Here is a 16,293-nt window from a genome sequence, read left to right as displayed (position 1 = left end):
TTGATTCAAATCAAGCTTCGGCCGGCCGCGGCTGACAGGCTCGGCATGCTCATGGACTGGAAAGCCGCTCTCGATTTGGCTGCCTTTCGATCACGACTGCCTGTGTCACCCCGATGTGGAGGACGTCATGAAGAATACCAAGACCCTGTCGGCCTTGATCCTGCTTGCGAGCATGGGCGGCATTGGCGCTGGCCAGGCGGCGCCGCTGCCGACCAACGTCGCGGCCATGAAGGGCATGGTCGAGAACAACACCGCCCTTCAGGTGCGCTGGGGCGGTTGGGGCGGCTGGCGCGGCGGCGGCTGGGGCTATCGCGGTTGGCGAGGCTACGGCGGCTGGGGAGGCTATCGTGGATGGGGCTATCGAGGCTGGGGCGCCGCGGCCGCCGGTGCGCTCGTTGGCGGAGCCATCGCGAGCTCGGCCTACTACGGCGGATATCCCTACTATGGCGGTGGATACGGCTATGGCGGCGGCTATGGCTACGACTATTGCCCGCCGGGCGGCGGCTATGGCTATGCACCGGCTTATTACGCTCGGCCGCGCTACTATGGATGGTAGTCTGGACATCGGATGCCAGGCCGGCCTTCGGTGATGTCACCGAAGGCCGAGCAGCGAACGCCGGTAGCCGCTCTCGCGCGCTTCATTCCTGCACACGAAGCCGCCATCGAAGCCCCTGGCATAGCGGCTTTGCCCTTTGAGGTAGTAGCGTCCGCGCCGAAAATCGAGCCAGACCACGCTATCGCCGGGGCAATGCCGCTGAGCCTGGGCTTCATAGCGGAACGGCGTCAGCGGCAGCGCAGCCGTCTGTTGCGCGCAGCAAAACAGGAAGATCGCGGCGCAGGCCCCGACGCCCAACCTGGCCGCCTGACGGTCTCTGCGTCCGTTCGACTTTTCAGCCAATTTGAAGTGCATTCATTGCCGCTGGGAATGATCCGTGTCGCGCTGAAGACGATAGCTCATATTGTCAGAGCTTCGCGGGCGAAGCACCTCAGAACGACGAATTCGGCACCACGCATGGCCAACATGAGGCTCGCTCAGGACGACAGCAATCCAAAGGCGATCGCCGCGGTCGACAGCATCCCGGCCGTCACGACCACGACCCTGAAGGCAATATCGCCGTCGGCCAATTCAAGCCAGCGATGCAGCCAATTGCGAGCGCCAGCCGGCTGGCTTGCGCCACGCACTCGCCGAAATCTGTCGCTGGCATACCCCATGACTGCCATTGTAGATCGCGGTGGAATGGAGAGACCAGTGCAGCTTGTGCCAAGCAGTCAGGATCACGTGCGGCGGCTTGACTGACCCAATTGGGCCATACGAGCCGGTTCGGCCGAAGGCCCGCTCAACCAGCGTCCTAGCTTCCCTTCGAGCCGGTCGCGTTCCGCATCGGACGTTCCTGCTCCGACGCGCTCTTCGAGGGCGCCGCGCCGCACATGGAGCTACTCTTCGGTTCCGCGGTCGCCGTGCGCGCGGTGCGGTCAAACGGATTCCGCTCCATGACCTTCAGCGAAGCGAGCTCCTCCTTGCTCAAAAAGGAGATCTTTCCCGGCGGAGTCATCACCATCTTGCCGATGGCCGCCGGAGCAATACGGAGCTTGGCCGACAACCTCGCGAGCTTGATCGTGTCACGAATCGTTCGACTGTCCTCGTTGCCGTGTAGATTGGAAACCGAGTGGACGCCGATCTTGGCATTTGGCGCCACATAGCGCTTCCTGCTCGCCAGGAAAATAAAAGCGCATGCCGAGTCGCATTCTCCGGAAACGTAAGTTGCGATTTGCCTCTGGTGCGCCAGCATGGCGATTCGGAAGCCTTCGTAGAGAGACCCGCCTCGGGAATCGAGATCGAGGCCAACGATCCGGCGCTCAGTCGCCAGATATCCGCGAAAGCGGACAAAGTCCCCATCCCTGATATCTCCACTGAGCTTCAAGACATCTCCAAAGCACCCCGGGACACGGGAAAACTCCATCGCGAGACAACTCGTCGACGTCAGCACGACCGCGATGCTCAAAACGCATCCTGCAATCCGCATCGAGCGAACTGCAGGCGCTCGAGAACGAAGCTGACCCGTTGCGACATCGCTTCGGGGTGGCCGCACCCCATGCGCGGCGCTCCGGCTCGTTGCGCGGGCGTCGATAAATGTCGCGCGGAGGACCCTCAAAGCATGCTTCCTGGCTGCCACGACGCTCCCCATCTGACCCGGGACCTCACACGATTGAGAGAGCATTGAAGCGCATCGTGGGTTGATCTGAATCAAACCCAATTCAGCAAGCGCGCAGGCGAGAGCGACGTTGACTTCTAGAGAGGGACGCAGGCCCTCACGCGCACGCGCGTGTTGATGATGGTCAAGCCGCAAGACCGGATGAGAATTGCTGGCCGGCGAAACGGATCAAATCTCCGGCGCGACGACGATTGTCATGGCGCGCTCGCACAGGCCGAGTTCGATTCGGAACACGTTGCGCGCGACGAATTGTTGATATGAGTGCCTCGCGCCGTGCAGTAGCAAGCTAAGCAGTTCGTCATCGAATGGTTGCGGGGTGATTGGGAACCAGCGAGCAAAGTGATTGATACTATCGTGCTCGACATCGCCGCAAAACAAAGCCCCGGCAATCCATTGAGATTGCTGGGGCTTTTTTCTAACTTGGTTGCGGGGATAGGATTTGAACCTATGACCTTCAGGTTATGAGCCTGACGAGCTACCGGGCTGCTCCACCCCGCGTTAAACCGTTGCGTGCCTTGCAGAAAGGGTGCCTGAGCCGGCCGGCCAACGCTTTTCAACGGCGCCGATCGATCCGTCCGGGGGCTTCCTGAGAAGGCGACCCGGGCCGAAGCCGTCGGGTGCGGGGCGTATGTATCAACGTGAGCCCGGTTTGGAAAGCCCCGGATGCGGGTTTTTGAGGATTTTGTGACGTCGAAATCGCCGGCTGTCCCGGCGGAATTTACCGCCGGGAACCCGGCCTTGCCAGACCGCGCGCAAAAGCGGAGCTTGGCGCGCAACAAATCCGTCAAGAAGACGTCATCCGCGGGGGAAACGCCATGGACCGGCCATTGAAGAGCCCGGGGCTGCATGCGCTTGAGGAGGCCTTTCTTCGCCAGTTCGAGCTGTCGCGCAGCGAGCCGGCGCCGACATTGCAGGCACGGCTCGACCGGCTGCGCCGCCTGCGCGCCGCGCTGACCGAGAATGAGGCGCGATTCGAGGCGGCGATCTCGGCCGATTTCGGCCACCGCTCCAACGTCGAGACCGCGATCGCCGAGACCACGCTGGTGCTCGGCGAGATCAGGCACGCGGCCAGGCACCTCAAGGGCTGGATGACGCCGCGGAAGGTCCCGACCACGGTGCAGTTCGCGCCGGCCAGGAACCGGCTGATGCCGCAGCCGCTCGGCGTGGTCGGCATCATCGCGCCGTGGAATTATCCGCTGCAGCTGACCCTGGCGCCCGCGGTCGCCGCGATCGCGGCCGGCAACCGCGCCATCATCAAGCCGAGCGAGCTGGTGCCGCGCTTCGCCGAGCTGCTGACCGAGGCGATCGCCAAGAAATTCGACGTCACCGAGCTCGCGGTCACCGATATCGACGACGAAATCGCAAGGGCGTTTGCCGCGTTGCCGTTCGATCATCTGATCTTCACCGGCTCGACCCGCGTCGGCCGGCTGGTGGCCGAAGCCTGTGGCCGCAATTTGACGCCGGTGACGCTCGAGCTCGGCGGCAAGTCGCCCGTGATCGTCGACGGCTCCGCCGACATCGACGAAGCGGCACAGCGCATCGCCTATGGCAAGCTGCTCAATGCCGGCCAGACCTGCATCGCGCCCGATTACGTGCTGGTGCCGCAGGCCGCGGTGCAGCCCTTCGCGATGCGGCTGCAGGGTCACATGCAGCACATGTTCGGTACCGATCCCAATAACGCCGATTACACGTCGATCGTCTCCGGTCGGCACTATGCACGGCTCGAGGGGCTGGTCGCCGACGCCGCCGCGAAGGGCGCGACCATCATGCAGCCGGCAGCGTCGAACGACCGCGAGTGGAAGGCGAGGCGCAAATTTCCGCCGACCGTGATCGTCGATGCGACGCCGGACATGACGGTGATGCAGGAGGAGATATTCGGGCCGCTGTTGCCGGTCATCGGCGTGCGCGATGCGGCGGAGGCGATCGCCTTCGTCAACAGCCGCGATCGCCCGCTGGCGCTGTACTGGTTCGGCACCGACAGCGCCGTCCGCGATGCTGTGCTGGCGCGCACGGTGTCGGGCGGCGTCACAATCAATGACTGCCTGTTCCACTTCGCGCAGGCCTATCAGCCGATGGGCGGCGTCGGCGCCTCCGGCACCGGCGCCTATCACGGCGAGTGGGGATTCAAGACGCTGACCAAGTTCAAGCCGGTGTTCTACCGCTCGCGGTTCAACCGGCTTGCCGATCTCTATCCGCCCTATGGCGCGAAGGTCGCGCGGCTGGAGAAGCTGATGCGGTTGTTGTCGTAAGAATCACGCCGTGCTCGCAATGACCGACGGTAATGAAGACAGGGGAAAACGTGACTGACACATTCGATTTCGTGGTGGTGGGCGCGGGCTCCGGCGGCTGCGCGGTGGCTGGCCGGCTGTCGGAGGATCTGGCGACGTCGGTGGCGCTGCTCGATGCCGGCGGCACCAATGACAATTGGGTCGTCACCACGCCCGGCGCGCTGGTGCTGATGGTCGCGGGCACCGTCAACAACTGGGCCTTCAACACCGTGCCGCAAAACGGGCTCAACGGCCGCATCGGCTACCAGCCGCGCGGCAAGGGGCTCGGCGGCTCCTCGGCGATCAACGCCATGGTCTACATCCGCGGCCATCGCGCCGACTACGACCACTGGGCCTCGCTCGGCAATGCCGGCTGGGCGTTCGCCGACGTACTGCCCTATTTCAAGCGCTCGGAAGACAATTCCGATTTCGACGGCGAGTATCACGGCAAGGGCGGCCCGCTCGCCGTCAACAAGCTGCGCTCGGGCAATCCGATCCAGCAGACCTTCCTGCAGGCCGCGCAGGAGGCGCAATTCCGCATCCGCGAGGATTTCAATGCCGAGGACCATGAGGGCCTCGGCATCTACCAGGTGACCCAACGCAACGGCGAACGCTGGAGCGCGGCGCGCGCCTATGTGCATCCGCATATCGGCAGGCGCGCCAATCTGCGCGTCGAGACCAATGCGCACGCAACGCGCATCCTGTTCGAGGGCAAGCGCGCGGTCGGCGTCGAATACCGGCAGGGCAAGGAAGTAAAGCAACTCCGCGCGCGGCGCGAAGTCCTGCTTGCCGCTGGCGCGTTCCAGTCGCCGCAGCTGTTGATGCTGTCGGGCGTCGGCGACGCCGCAGCGCTCGGCAAGCACGGCCTCGCCAGCGTGCATCATCTGCCCGGCGTCGGCCAAAATCTGCAGGACCATCCGGATTTCATCTTCGGCTACATGTCCGACAATCCGAACTTCGCCGGCCTCTCGCTGAAGGGCATGCCGCGGCTGGTCCGCGCCATCATGCAGTATCGACGCGAACGCCGCGGTCCCCTCACCTCGAACTTCGCCGAATGCGGCGGCTTCCTGAAGACGCGGCCCGATCTCGACATCCCCGACATCCAGCTGCATTTCGGCATGGCGATGGTCGACGATCACGGCCGCAAGCGCCACGGCGGCACCGGCTTCTCCTGCCATGTCTGCCTGCTCCGGCCGAAGAGCCGCGGCAGCGTCGCGCTGGCCGGCAGTGACCCGATGCAAGCGCCGCTGATCGACCCGAACTTCCTCGGCGAGGAAGACGATCTCGAATCGATGGTGGCGGGCTACAAGACCACACGGCGGCTGATGGAGGCGCCGGCGCTGCGCGCCCTGCAGCAGAAGGATGTATTCACATCCAACGTGCACACCGACGACGACATCCGCAGCATCCTGCGCGAGCGCGTCGACACGGTCTATCATCCGGTCGGCACCTGCAAGATGGGCACCGCCGGTCCGCTCGCGGTGGTCGACCCGAAGCTGCGCGTGCACGGACTCGAAGGCCTGCGCGTGGTCGACGCCTCGATCATGCCGACCTTGACCGGCGGCAACACCAATGCGCCGACCATCATGATCGGCGAGAAGGCGGCGGATATGATCAGGGCGGAAATGCGGGCGGGGTGACCAAATGCGTAGGGTGGCCACGGCGCAAGAGCGCCTTTGCCTACCCTATGAGGCTGCCGTCGCAGGGCCGCAGTACCAAAATATCGAAAACAACCCCATGCAAAGGAGCCGGGGGCTGCCGGCTTCGACACGACGACTTGACTCGTCGGGCAAATCAGCGGCATTATTCTATTATCCAGAAACCGCGCCGACTGCCCCGGGCCGTGCTCGTGACTTGATGCGTTGGAATCGTAGCCCGGATGGAGCGAAGCGCAATCCGGGACCTTCACGCATGCTCCCCGGATTTCGCTGCGCTTCATCCGGGCTACAAAGCTAGTTCAACAGAAAGCCGCCATCCACGGTCACCACCGTCCCGGTCATGTAGCGCGAGGCGTTGGAGGCCAGCAGCATGATCGCGCCGTCGAGATCGGACTCGGCGCCGACCCGGCGCTGTGGAATCCGTTTTGCCAATCGCTCGCCCGCCGGCGTCGACCAGAAATCATGGTTCATCTCGGTGTCAATATAGCCCGGCGCCAGCGCGTTGACGCGGATGTTGTTGCCGGCGAGTTCCAGCGCCATTGCCTTGGTGCCCTGGATCATGCCGGCCTTAGAGATCGCATAGGGCGACACCGCCTTGAGCACGCCCTGTCCGAGCACGGATGCGACGTTGATGATATTGCCCGGCTGCTTGCGCGCCATCATGCGCCGCGCAAGTTCGGTCGCGAGGAAGTAGGCGCCCTTCAGATTAGCGCCAATCACGGCGTCCCAATCCGCCTCGGTCTGCTCGGTCGACAGTTTCTCGATCGCGATGCCGGCATTGTTGATCAGCACCGTGATTGGACCGAGCGCGGCTTCGGCGGCGTCGAGCGCTTGCGCAATGCCGGAAATATCCGCGACGTCCATCTGCACCGCGGCGGCGCGGCCGCCCTTGGCCTTGATCTCCTCCTCGAGGCTTTTCAGCTTCGCGACCTGGCGCGCGGCCAGCACCACCGCGGCGCCATGCGCCGCCAGCACGCGGGCGAATTGTCGCCCGAGCCCCTGCGAGGCGCCGGTGATGAGGATGATTTCTTTACTGACATCGAATAGGTCGGACATCGACAGGTTCCCGGATGAAGCGGACGAGTGATAGCGACAATTGTCCCTGATGTAAGCAGGTTTGATCAACCAGGGGACAGTAGGAGATTGGGGCAGGAATTCCTCATCCATGAACCTCTTCGACCTTGCCACCATCCTCGGATTGGTGTTCGCGGTGGTGACCGGCTTCACGACCGGCCTGTTGCGCAGCGCGGTCACCATCCTGGCCTATCTCGTTGCCATGCCGCTCGCGGTCGCCGCGCTGGCGATGATCGGGCCCCACATCGCGATGCTGCCGTCGTCACCGTTTCCGCCCAATGGCGTACTGCTGTTCGGCCTTTTCCTCCTGATCGGCGTCATCCTCGGGAAAATGGCGCGGACGATGCTCGACGACACCATCGGCTCGGAGATCGGGATCGGCGACCGCCTCGGCGGCGCGCTGCTCGGTGCCATCAGGGTCGGTCTCGTCGTGACCACGCTGGTGCTGGTGTTCGATCAGCTGGTGCCGCTCGCCAGGCAGCCGCAGTTCCTCAATGGATCGCAATTGCGACCGATGTTCTCCGCGGCCGGACAGGCCGGATTCCGCTCGCTGCCGCCCGAAGCCACCATGGCGATCGAGCGGCTGCGGCGCGAGCAACGCATCTAGCCTCCTGCCCTGCTCCAACGTGCTCACCCGCCTGTTCCTGCCCGGCATGCACTTATGCATTGCACGTCCCTTATCGGCGCCGCCGAGCTTGGCTAGAATGGCGCCATCAAACCTTTACAAACCTACCCGACATCACAGGGAGTGAACCGTGGATCTTGGAATCAAAGGCCGCCGCGCCATCGTCTGCGCATCGAGCAAGGGACTGGGCCGCGCCTGCGCGATCGCGCTCGCCAATGAGGGGGTGCATGTCACCCTGACGGCGCGCGGCGCCGAGGCGCTGAAGCAGACCGCCGACGAAATCCGCAAAGCGCACCCCGGCGTCACCGTCACCGAGATCGTCGGCGACATCACGACGGCGGCGGGACGCGAAGCCGTGCTCAAGGCCTGCCCCGATCCGGACATCCTGATCAACAATGCCGGCGGCCCGCCGCCGGGCGATTTCCGCAACTGGACCCGCGACGACTGGATCAAGGCGATCGACGCCAACATGCTGACGCCGATCGAACTGATCAAGGCCACCGTCGACGGCATGATGGCGCGCAAGTTCGGCCGCATCGTCAACATCACTTCGGCCGCGGTGAAGGCACCGATCGAGATCCTCGGCCTGTCCAACGGCGCCCGCGCCGGCCTCACCGGCTTCGTCGCCGGCCTGTCGCGCAAGACCGTGATCAACAACGTCACCATCAACGGCCTGCTGCCGGGCCCGTTCGAGACCGACCGCCTCCGCGGCACCGCAAAGCCCGAGGCCGAGAAGCGCGGCATCTCGGCCGAGCAGGTCCTGGCCGAGCGCGCCAAGCTGAACCCCGCCGGCCGCTTCGGCGATCCCGACGAATTCGGCTATGCCTGCGCATTCCTGTGCGGCGCCAAGGCCGGCTTCATCACCGGGCAGAACCTGCTGCTCGATGGCGGCGCCTTCCCGGGCACCCTCTAGTGCCGCCGATTTGAAGCTCCTGCGCTGTATGCGGCGAGACCGATTGGGAACTTCAAATCGGTCAAGCGGCACTAGAGACCTATGAATCTTGCCAGAGCCCTCTTGCTTTCCGCGGTTCGCGCAAGAGGTCGCTGGACGAGTTCACGAACTTCGGAAAGGGGCGCTGGATGAGAGCGGTCTGGTACGAGCGGACCGGTGCGGCGCCGACGGTGCTCACCGTCGGCGAGATGCCGACGCCCGACGCGGGCCCCGGCGAAGTCCGGGTTCGCCTCGAGGCGTCCGGCGTCAACCCGGCTGACGTCGGCCGCCGCAGCGGCAACTATCGCGCGATGGAATTTCCACGCGTGATCCCGAACAGCGACGGCGCCGGGATCATCGACCAGATCGGCGAAGGCGTCACCCGCTTTGCGGTCGGTGATCGCGTCTGGCTGTTCAACGGCCAGCGCAACGGCCGTGCCTTCGGCACCGCGGCCGAATACATCGCGCTTGCCGACTATCTGGTGACGCCGCTGCCGCAGGACGTGTCGTTCGCGGCCGGTGCTACGCTCGGCATCCCCTGCATGACCGCGTGGTGCGCGCTGTTCGCGGACGGCCCGATCTCCGGGCAGACGGTGCTGGTCACCGGCGGCGCCGGAGCGGTCGGTCACTACGCCGTGCAATTGGCAAAATGGGGCGGCGCACGCGTGATTGCGACCGTCAGTTCGCAGGTCAAGGACGTCGAGGCACGGCTCGCCGGCGTCGACACCGTCGTCAACTACCGGACCGAGGATGTCGTCTCCAAGGTGATGGCCTTCACCGAGAACCGCGGTGTCGACCGCGTGATTGACGTCGATTTCGGCGGCAATCTCGCGACCACGCTGAAGATCATGGCGATGAACTCGACGATCGCGGTCTACGCCACCAACGGCAACCGCACGCCGACGTTGCCGGTGCGCGAACTGATGGAGAAATGCATCACCGTGCGCTCGCTGGTGCTGTTCGCACTGCCGCCACCGCTGCTCGCGGCCGCGCAGGCCGACGTCACCCAATGGCTGGCGTCGGGCACCCGGGTGCACAATATCGCCGGGCAATTCGCGCTGGCCGAGACCGCCGACGCCCATCTCGCCGTCGAGAAGGGCGACAAGATCGGCACCGTGATCGTCGACTGCGCGCGTTAATCTCTTCTCCCTCTGCCGCACGCGGTAGGGCAATCGCATATGACCGTTTGAGGCGATCGGAGTTCCCACAAACTCGTCATGCCCGGGCTTGTCCCGGGCATCCACGTCTTCGTTTCCACGCGAAGAAAAGACGTGGATGGCCGGGACAAGCCCGGCCATGACGGCGCGGAAGAATCGGTTCATTCGATATGCGATTGCCCTGCCGCGTGCGGGGCGCGGTCAGGCGAACAATGCGGCTGCTTAGTGGATCGGCGTGATGCGCTCGTCACTCGGCGACAGGCCGAACTCGTCGAGCCCTTCGGCGAGGAAATCGCCGAGCATGGGCTCGCCCAGCAGATAGCTCGCGGTACGGCCGTTGCGCCCGCGGGCGGCTTCGCGGCGGAGATCGGCCCATTCCTCGATCGTGCCGTCGCCGCGGCCGAGCCGCATCAGCGCGACGAGGTCGACCTGCTCGTCCTCGCTGAGCGCGTTGATGAAGCCGGTGATCTCGCGCGCCACCGGATCGTTGCCGTCGTCCTCCAGCACGTCGATCATCTCGTCGTCGGCGCCGTTCGAGCCGGAGTCGGGATCGACGATCCCCTCCTTGACATCGAATTCCCGCGCCTTCTCGATCAAGAAGCCAACTTTTTCAGGGGAGATTGCGAGTTCCGGCATTGCACACTCCTTCTTCCAACGAGGCGGTAACGCAGGAGGCGCCGACTTGATCCATTGCGCCGGCGTGCGGAAACCCGCATGGTCGGGCAAGAGCAACAAAAAACAGAGGGCACGCCGCATGCACTGGACCGTAGGCAAGGTCAGGATCACCAAGGTCGTCGAGCTCGAGACCGTCGGCAGCACGCGCTTCATCCTGCCGCTGGCCGGCCGGGAGGAGATCCAGAGCCTGCCCTGGCTGATCCCGCATTTCGCCAACGAGGAGGGCCGGCTGAAAATGTCGATCCATTCGCTGCTGGTGGAGACGCCCGAGCACCGCATCATCGTCGACACCGGGCTCGGCAACGACAAGCAGGGCCGCAACGTGCCGACCTGGAACAACCGCAGCGATCCGTTCCTGGAAAAACTGACCGCCGCCGGATTTGCGCCCGACACCATCGACACCGTGCTGTGCACGCATCTGCATGTCGACCATGTCGGCTGGAACACGAAGCTCGTCGGCGGCAAATGGGTGCCGAGCTTCGCCAATGCGCGCTACATCTTCGGCAAAACCGAATACGAGCACTGGCGCGACCATAGCGACGATCCCGCGCATACGGCCGTGTTCGCCGACTCGGTGAAGCCGATCGCGGATGCCGGCAAGGCCGAGCTGGTGCCGAGCGACCACCGCCTGACCGAGGAGATCACGCTGATCCCGACACCCGGTCACAGTCCCGGGCACATGAGCATCCACATCAGGTCCGGCGGCGCGGAAGGGCTGCTGACCGGCGATGTCGCGCATCATCCCTGCCAGATGTACCACCTCGACTGGTCGTCGACCGCGGACTCCGACCAGAGGCAATCGGCCGCCACGCGGCGCGAATTGTTCTCGCGCTTTGCCGATACCCCGACGCTGGTGATCGGCGGGCATTTCAATGCCGGCCACATCAAGCGCGACGGCGACGCCTTCAGGTTCATCGCGCTGAGCTAGGGCGACACGGCTCTACTTCGTATCGAACGGCGGACTCCGCTCCACCTCGCCCCGCGTGCGGGGAGAGGCATAGGCCGCCTTCGGCGGCCGTTCTCAAGAACGCCGAAGCGGAGCTTCGGCTATGTCGCATCGTCAGATGCGATCCGGGTGAGAGGGAGCCTCCGCAAGCGCAGGGCTATCGCATATGCCCTTGGCGACCGCGCAAGTGCTTGGCCTCGTGGTTCGAGACGCGCCGCAAGCGGCGCTCCTCACCATGAGGGTCTGCTATTGTGCCGCAAAACAAGACCTCATCCTGAGGAGCCCGCCGAAGGCGGGCGTCTCGAAGGATGGCCACGAGGGCACCGCCACGAAATGCGAGAGCCCTCCCCGCTAGCGGGAGGGGGAGCGCAGTTTTATCCAGCCTCGTTTCCTAGATCAAACTGGCGCGTGCGAGGAAGAGCGCGTCCGCCTCGCTGGCGGCGATCGCGGCCGGATAGGGCAAGGCCTTGGCCCGTCCGGGCAGGTTGCGCTCGAGCTCGGCGCGCTCCTCATCATCAGCAGCGATGTAGACGGTGACCCGGATCAACCGGCCGAGCTCGGCCTTGCGCGCCTTCATCCACAGCACCATCGGCTTGCCGGCGGCGACCTCCGGCTGATCGTTGACATTGACGATCACGGCGATCGGACGGTTTGCGGCGAGAAGCCCGCTGTATTCCGCGGTCCAGTCGCAGCCATCCTGCTCGGTCTGCAGATGGCCGGTTGCGATGAAGATGCCGGGCTCGGCCTCGCGAAAGAATTTCATGGAAGCTTCCTCATGATGACGGCGCCAGACCGTGCCGATCGCGCGGACCCGGACGGCCGCGGGCAGAAATATCGATCGACTGACAGTCGGTCAATGCGCCTAAGCTATTTCAAAGTCATTCTAAATATGCGATCCAAGAATCGGATATCAGGTGCGGATGGATTCTGACGGTATGATCGGGAAGCGGCAGGCGGCAGCCACGCGCGGCGCGGCGCAACGCTGGAGACGGACCCAGCCCGCCGAGGTCAGGGTCGACGACCTGATGTCGGCTGCGGCGGCCCTTTTCATCGCGAAAGGCATCGAGGCCACCACGATCGACGACATCGCCGCCCGGGCCGGCGTCGCGAAGGGCACCTTCTACCATTACTTCGCGACCAAGGCGGATGTGATCATCGCCCTGCGCACGCGCTTCGCGCAGGACTTCCTCGCCCGGGTGGCGGCGGCGATCGCCGAGCCCGCCGCGGACGATCATCCCGGACGGCTGTCGGCCTGGCTGCGCGGCGCCGTCGGAACCTATCTCGCCAATGTCGAGCTGCATGACGTCGTGTTTCACGACTTCCCGCATCATCAGCGGCAGTCGCAGGAAAAGGACGACGTGATCGCCCAGATCGTCGCCGTGCTGGAGGATGGCAGGACAGCCGGCGTCTGGGCGTTCCCGGATGCCCGCAGCGCGGCGCTGATCGTGTTCGACGGGATGCATGCCGTGGCCGACGATGCGATCGTCGCGGGCACGCGCGATCCCGAGCCATCATGCCGGCTGCTGGAAGAGATGTTCACGCGGATGCTGGCGGCGCCCCGTCCGCGATCATGACCGGCGATCGAAGGAACGGTCCAAGGCGGCCACGCCGGAAGGTGATGGCTGCAATGCCATGGCCGTGAAGCGGTTGAATTTCCCGGCGCGCTGTTCCATGAAGCGTGTCGAGGTATACCAGTAACAATCCTCAGGACATCGTAGGGAGTGATCGACATGAAGCTTGTTCGTTATGGCGAAAAGGGTGCGGAAAAGCCCGGTCTGATCGACAAATCCGGCCAGCTCCGCGACCTCTCGGCCCATCTGAAGGACCTGACCGGCGATGCCTACACGCCGGAGTCGCTGAAGAAGCTTGCTGCCCTCGATCCCGCCTCCCTGCCCGCCGTCGCCGGCAAGCCGCGCTTCGGCGCCCCGGTCACCGGCATCTCCAAATTCGTCGCGATCGGCCTGAACTATTCCGACCACGCCAAGGAAACCGGCAACCCGATCCCGTCCGAGCCGATTTTCTTCCTCAAGGCCAACACCGCGCTGTCCGGTCCCAACGATCCGGTCGAGAAGCCGCGCGGTTCGACCAAGCTCGACTGGGAAGTCGAGATCGCCGCCATCATCGGCACCCGCGCCAAATATGTCTCGGAAGCCGACGCGCTGAACCACGTCGCCGGCTACTGCATCTGCAACGACGTCTCCGAGCGCAACTTCCAGATCGAGCGCCTCGGACAGTGGACCAAGGGCAAGTCGCACGACACGTTCGGCCCGGTCGGCCCGTGGCTCGCCACCAAGGATGAAATCGCCGACGTGCAGAAGCTGTCGATGTGGCTCGACGTCAACGGCCAACGCCGCCAGTCCGGCACGACCTCGACCATGATCTTCACGATGGCGAAGTGCATCTCCTACGTCTCGCAGTTCATGACGCTGCTGCCCGGCGACATCGTCACGACAGGCACCCCGCCCGGCGTCGGCACCGGCATGAAGCCGCCGCAATATCTCAATGTCGGCGACGTCGTGACGCTCGGCATCGAAGGCCTCGGCGAGCAGCGCCAGGAAATCGTTGGGGCGTAGTTTACGGGATCGTCATCCCGCGCAACGGCTTTGCCGTTGCGCGGGATGACGGGGATACAGCGCAATCTCTCCCCTCGTCGTCCCGGCGAAAGCCGGGACCCATAACCACAGGGTTGAGTTGTTAGAAGGCTGTGGCCCCAGCGTCGCGCAACAATGACCTTCGGTGGTTATGGGTCCCGGCTCCCGTGCGCAATTGCGCACTAGGCCGGGACGACATCGAGTATGTTGCGTCATCGAGAGTCATACATTCACGGTCTCTCAGGATGACGATCGTGTTTGCGAAACGAGGTCAACCCCAATGAAACTCACCTTCTCTCCCGCCTCCCCGTTCGCCCGCAAGGTGCGCATCGCGGCGATCGAGCTTGGCCTGATCGACAAGATCGAGCTGGTGCCGGCGACCGTCGCGCCCGGCACGGCCAACGACGAATATTCCAAGATCTCGCCGCTCAAGAAGCTGCCGGTGCTGATCCTCGACCACGGCGACGTCATCCTCGATTCCTACGTCATCGTCGAATATCTCAACGAGCTCGGCGGCGGCCGGCTGATCCCGGGCTACGGCCCGCGGCGCTGGAAGCTGAAGACCGATCACTCCCTGCTCAACGGCATGCTCGATTCCATGCTGCTCTGCCGCTACGAGAAGATGGTGCGGCCGCAGGGCTCGCTGTGGCAGGCCTGGCACGACGATCACTGGAACAGGGCCTGGGCCGGCATGGCGCGGTTCGAGAACCGACCGGATGTGCTCGACGGCTCGTCGTTCGACATCGCGCAGATCGGCCTCGTTTGCGTGCTCGGCTATGCCGATTTCCGCTTCGCCGATTGCGGCTGGCGCAAGGCCTATCCCAAGCTCGACGCCTTCTACCAGAAAATGCTGGAGCGGCCGTCGGTGAAGATCTCGGCGCCGCCAGCGGCGTAACCAAGGCAACAGCGGGGAGCATGTGACGCGCGAATGTCTCCCCGCCTCTCACCTCCCGGCGCAGGTCTTGTGCATCGCCGGCCGGGCTCAACCACGACCGGACAATATCCCGTCGTCATTGTCGCGATCTCGACCTTGTGATGATGACGACGGCAGCCCAGTACGGCCAGCCGAAGGAAGGCCTTGCGGCGATGGATATCCTCGCCAACATCATCATTCCCGCCGTGCGCGACGCGCACTAGAACTTTCCTACGCGTCTTCTTCACGCGAACCGGACTCCACTTCGCTCGAAAACGCTAACGCCAAGGAATCACCATGAGCCTGAAGTTTGCCGCCGGCGATCTCACCATTCATCGCATCGTCGAGCAGGAGACGACATTCCTGCCCGCGCACGAGATGCTGCCTGGGCTGACGCCCGAAGTGCTCGCCGAGAATCGCGGCTGGATGCAGGCCACCGGCGCGCTCGACGACAGCGACACCTTGATCCTGGCGTTCCAGTCCTATGTCGTGAAGACGCCGCACCACACCATCCTGATCGACAGCTGCATCGGCAACGACAAGCCGCGGCCGGCTCGGCCGAAATGGAACATGAAGACCGACGACAACTATCTGCGCAGTCTGGCGTCAGCCGGCTTTTCGGTCGCTGACATCGACTATGTGATGTGCACGCATCTGCATGTCGATCACGTCGGCTGGAACACGCGGCTGGAGAACGGCCGCTGGATGCCGACCTTTCCAAACGCGCGCTACGTGTTCGACAAGGCCGAGTTCGACTACTGGACCGAGAGCAACGCGAAGGCGGACGTCCCGCCTATCGTGGACAGCGTGCTGCCGGTGGTCGAGGCCAAGCGGGCCGAGATCGTCGGCCATGATTTTGCGATCGGCGACCACGCCCGCATCCTGCCGACGCCCGGCCACACGCCGGGCCACGTCGCCTTCGCCTTCGGCCGCGGCAAGGATGCTGCGGTCTTTTCCGGCGATCTGATGCACTCGCCGATCCAGACGCATTATCCGGAGCTGTCGGCGAAGTTCGATGTCGACCAGGCGCAAGCCGCGAAGACGCGGCGCGGTTTCCTGGAGCGCTATTGCGACACCGACACGCTGTGCTGCCCCGCGCATTTCCCTTCGCCGTCGATTGGCAAGATCAGGCGGAAGGGCAGCGGGTTTGTGTGCGAGACGGTGTGACGTGAGCCAAACTCGCGATAGTCGCTCTCTGCCACCCTCCCCTGGAGGGGGAGGGTCGACGCGAATGAAATGAGCG

General features: G+C 64.4%; 17 protein-coding genes and 1 tRNA gene. 11 read left to right on the top strand and 7 right to left on the bottom strand.

What is annotated here, in order from left to right; translation table 11 throughout:
• Positions 1 to 127 precede the first annotated feature (127 nt).
• Positions 128 to 556 carry a hypothetical protein gene (locus tag AC1VNY_RS05440; protein WP_461191691.1) on the top strand — a complete coding sequence of 143 codons (429 nt, stop codon included), beginning with the start codon at positions 128 to 130 and terminating at the stop codon, positions 554 to 556.
• Positions 557 to 592: 36 nt separating this feature from the next.
• On the opposite strand, the gene AC1VNY_RS05435 is transcribed toward AC1VNY_RS05440, so the two are convergent.
• The 4 genes from AC1VNY_RS05435 to AC1VNY_RS05420 all read right to left on the bottom strand — a co-directional run bounded on the left by AC1VNY_RS05435 (position 593) and on the right by AC1VNY_RS05420 (position 2,711).
• Positions 593 to 910, bottom strand: coding sequence for a hypothetical protein (locus tag AC1VNY_RS05435; RefSeq protein ID WP_038385254.1), 318 nt, complete (start codon positions 908 to 910; stop codon positions 593 to 595).
• Between the two features lie 122 nt (positions 911 to 1,032).
• Entirely contained in the window at positions 1,033 to 1,182 is a 150-nt protein-coding gene (locus AC1VNY_RS05430) for a hypothetical protein (protein ID WP_482404427.1), read from the bottom strand.
• Positions 1,183 to 1,349: 167 nt separating this feature from the next.
• Complete coding sequence (locus AC1VNY_RS05425) at positions 1,350 to 1,922, bottom strand: ATP-dependent Clp protease proteolytic subunit (protein ID WP_482404426.1); 573 nt, start codon at positions 1,920 to 1,922, stop codon at positions 1,350 to 1,352.
• Between the two features lie 712 nt (positions 1,923 to 2,634).
• Positions 2,635 to 2,711: transfer RNA gene (locus AC1VNY_RS05420), tRNA-Met, on the bottom strand.
• 317 nt (positions 2,712 to 3,028) lie between these two features.
• Between AC1VNY_RS05420 and AC1VNY_RS05415 the strand changes: the two genes are divergently transcribed.
• On the top strand, positions 3,029 to 4,462 hold the full coding sequence (locus AC1VNY_RS05415) for a coniferyl aldehyde dehydrogenase (protein ID WP_482404425.1): 1,434 nt from the start codon (positions 3,029 to 3,031) through the stop codon (positions 4,460 to 4,462).
• A gap of 50 nt (positions 4,463 to 4,512) precedes the next feature.
• The gene (locus tag AC1VNY_RS05410) at positions 4,513 to 6,120 is read left to right on the top strand and encodes a GMC family oxidoreductase (RefSeq protein WP_482404424.1); all 1,608 of its coding nucleotides are present in this window, start codon (positions 4,513 to 4,515) and stop codon (positions 6,118 to 6,120) included.
• A gap of 312 nt (positions 6,121 to 6,432) precedes the next feature.
• On the opposite strand, the gene AC1VNY_RS05405 is transcribed toward AC1VNY_RS05410, so the two are convergent.
• Positions 6,433 to 7,194 carry an SDR family NAD(P)-dependent oxidoreductase gene (locus tag AC1VNY_RS05405; RefSeq protein WP_482404423.1) on the bottom strand — a complete coding sequence of 254 codons (762 nt, stop codon included), beginning with the start codon at positions 7,192 to 7,194 and terminating at the stop codon, positions 6,433 to 6,435.
• 109 nt (positions 7,195 to 7,303) lie between these two features.
• Here AC1VNY_RS05405 and AC1VNY_RS05400 point away from each other — a divergent pair, with 109 nt between their 5' ends.
• The 3 genes from AC1VNY_RS05400 to AC1VNY_RS05390 all read left to right on the top strand — a co-directional run bounded on the left by AC1VNY_RS05400 (position 7,304) and on the right by AC1VNY_RS05390 (position 9,907).
• The gene (locus tag AC1VNY_RS05400; protein WP_482404422.1) at positions 7,304 to 7,819 is read left to right on the top strand and encodes a CvpA family protein; all 516 of its coding nucleotides are present in this window, start codon (positions 7,304 to 7,306) and stop codon (positions 7,817 to 7,819) included.
• 148 nt (positions 7,820 to 7,967) lie between these two features.
• Complete coding sequence (locus AC1VNY_RS05395; RefSeq protein ID WP_050385630.1) at positions 7,968 to 8,750, top strand: SDR family oxidoreductase; 783 nt, start codon at positions 7,968 to 7,970, stop codon at positions 8,748 to 8,750.
• Between the two features lie 167 nt (positions 8,751 to 8,917).
• Positions 8,918 to 9,907: an NADPH:quinone reductase gene (locus AC1VNY_RS05390; RefSeq protein ID WP_482404421.1), complete on the top strand. Its 990-nt coding sequence runs from the start codon at positions 8,918 to 8,920 to the stop codon at positions 9,905 to 9,907.
• A 240-nt stretch (positions 9,908 to 10,147) separates the two neighbouring features.
• Here the strand turns inward: AC1VNY_RS05390 and AC1VNY_RS05385 are convergent, their stop codons facing one another.
• Positions 10,148 to 10,561, bottom strand: a complete 414-nt coding sequence (locus AC1VNY_RS05385; protein ID WP_411780924.1) for a DUF3775 domain-containing protein — start codon at positions 10,559 to 10,561, stop codon at positions 10,148 to 10,150.
• A 118-nt stretch (positions 10,562 to 10,679) separates the two neighbouring features.
• Here AC1VNY_RS05385 and AC1VNY_RS05380 point away from each other — a divergent pair, with 118 nt between their 5' ends.
• On the top strand, positions 10,680 to 11,528 hold the full coding sequence (locus AC1VNY_RS05380) for an MBL fold metallo-hydrolase (protein ID WP_482404420.1): 849 nt from the start codon (positions 10,680 to 10,682) through the stop codon (positions 11,526 to 11,528).
• A gap of 409 nt (positions 11,529 to 11,937) precedes the next feature.
• On the opposite strand, the gene AC1VNY_RS05375 is transcribed toward AC1VNY_RS05380, so the two are convergent.
• A complete protein-coding gene (locus AC1VNY_RS05375; protein WP_482404419.1) occupies positions 11,938 to 12,309 on the bottom strand; it encodes a hypothetical protein in 372 nt (123 codons plus the stop codon).
• A gap of 157 nt (positions 12,310 to 12,466) precedes the next feature.
• Here AC1VNY_RS05375 and AC1VNY_RS05370 point away from each other — a divergent pair, with 157 nt between their 5' ends.
• From AC1VNY_RS05370 to AC1VNY_RS05355, 4 genes are all read left to right on the top strand, one after another.
• Entirely contained in the window at positions 12,467 to 13,120 is a 654-nt protein-coding gene (locus AC1VNY_RS05370; RefSeq protein ID WP_482404418.1) for a TetR/AcrR family transcriptional regulator, read from the top strand.
• A gap of 156 nt (positions 13,121 to 13,276) precedes the next feature.
• Complete coding sequence (locus AC1VNY_RS05365; RefSeq protein WP_482404417.1) at positions 13,277 to 14,119, top strand: fumarylacetoacetate hydrolase family protein; 843 nt, start codon at positions 13,277 to 13,279, stop codon at positions 14,117 to 14,119.
• Between the two features lie 298 nt (positions 14,120 to 14,417).
• On the top strand, positions 14,418 to 15,032 hold the full coding sequence (locus AC1VNY_RS05360) for a glutathione S-transferase family protein (RefSeq protein WP_028333557.1): 615 nt from the start codon (positions 14,418 to 14,420) through the stop codon (positions 15,030 to 15,032).
• 315 nt (positions 15,033 to 15,347) lie between these two features.
• Positions 15,348 to 16,217, top strand: a complete 870-nt coding sequence (locus AC1VNY_RS05355) for an MBL fold metallo-hydrolase (protein ID WP_482404416.1) — start codon at positions 15,348 to 15,350, stop codon at positions 16,215 to 16,217.
• Positions 16,218 to 16,293: the final 76 nt, after the last annotated feature.

The organism is Bradyrhizobium ferriligni (assembly GCF_056837965.1).
This window is presented reverse-complemented; position numbering and strand designations above follow the sequence as displayed.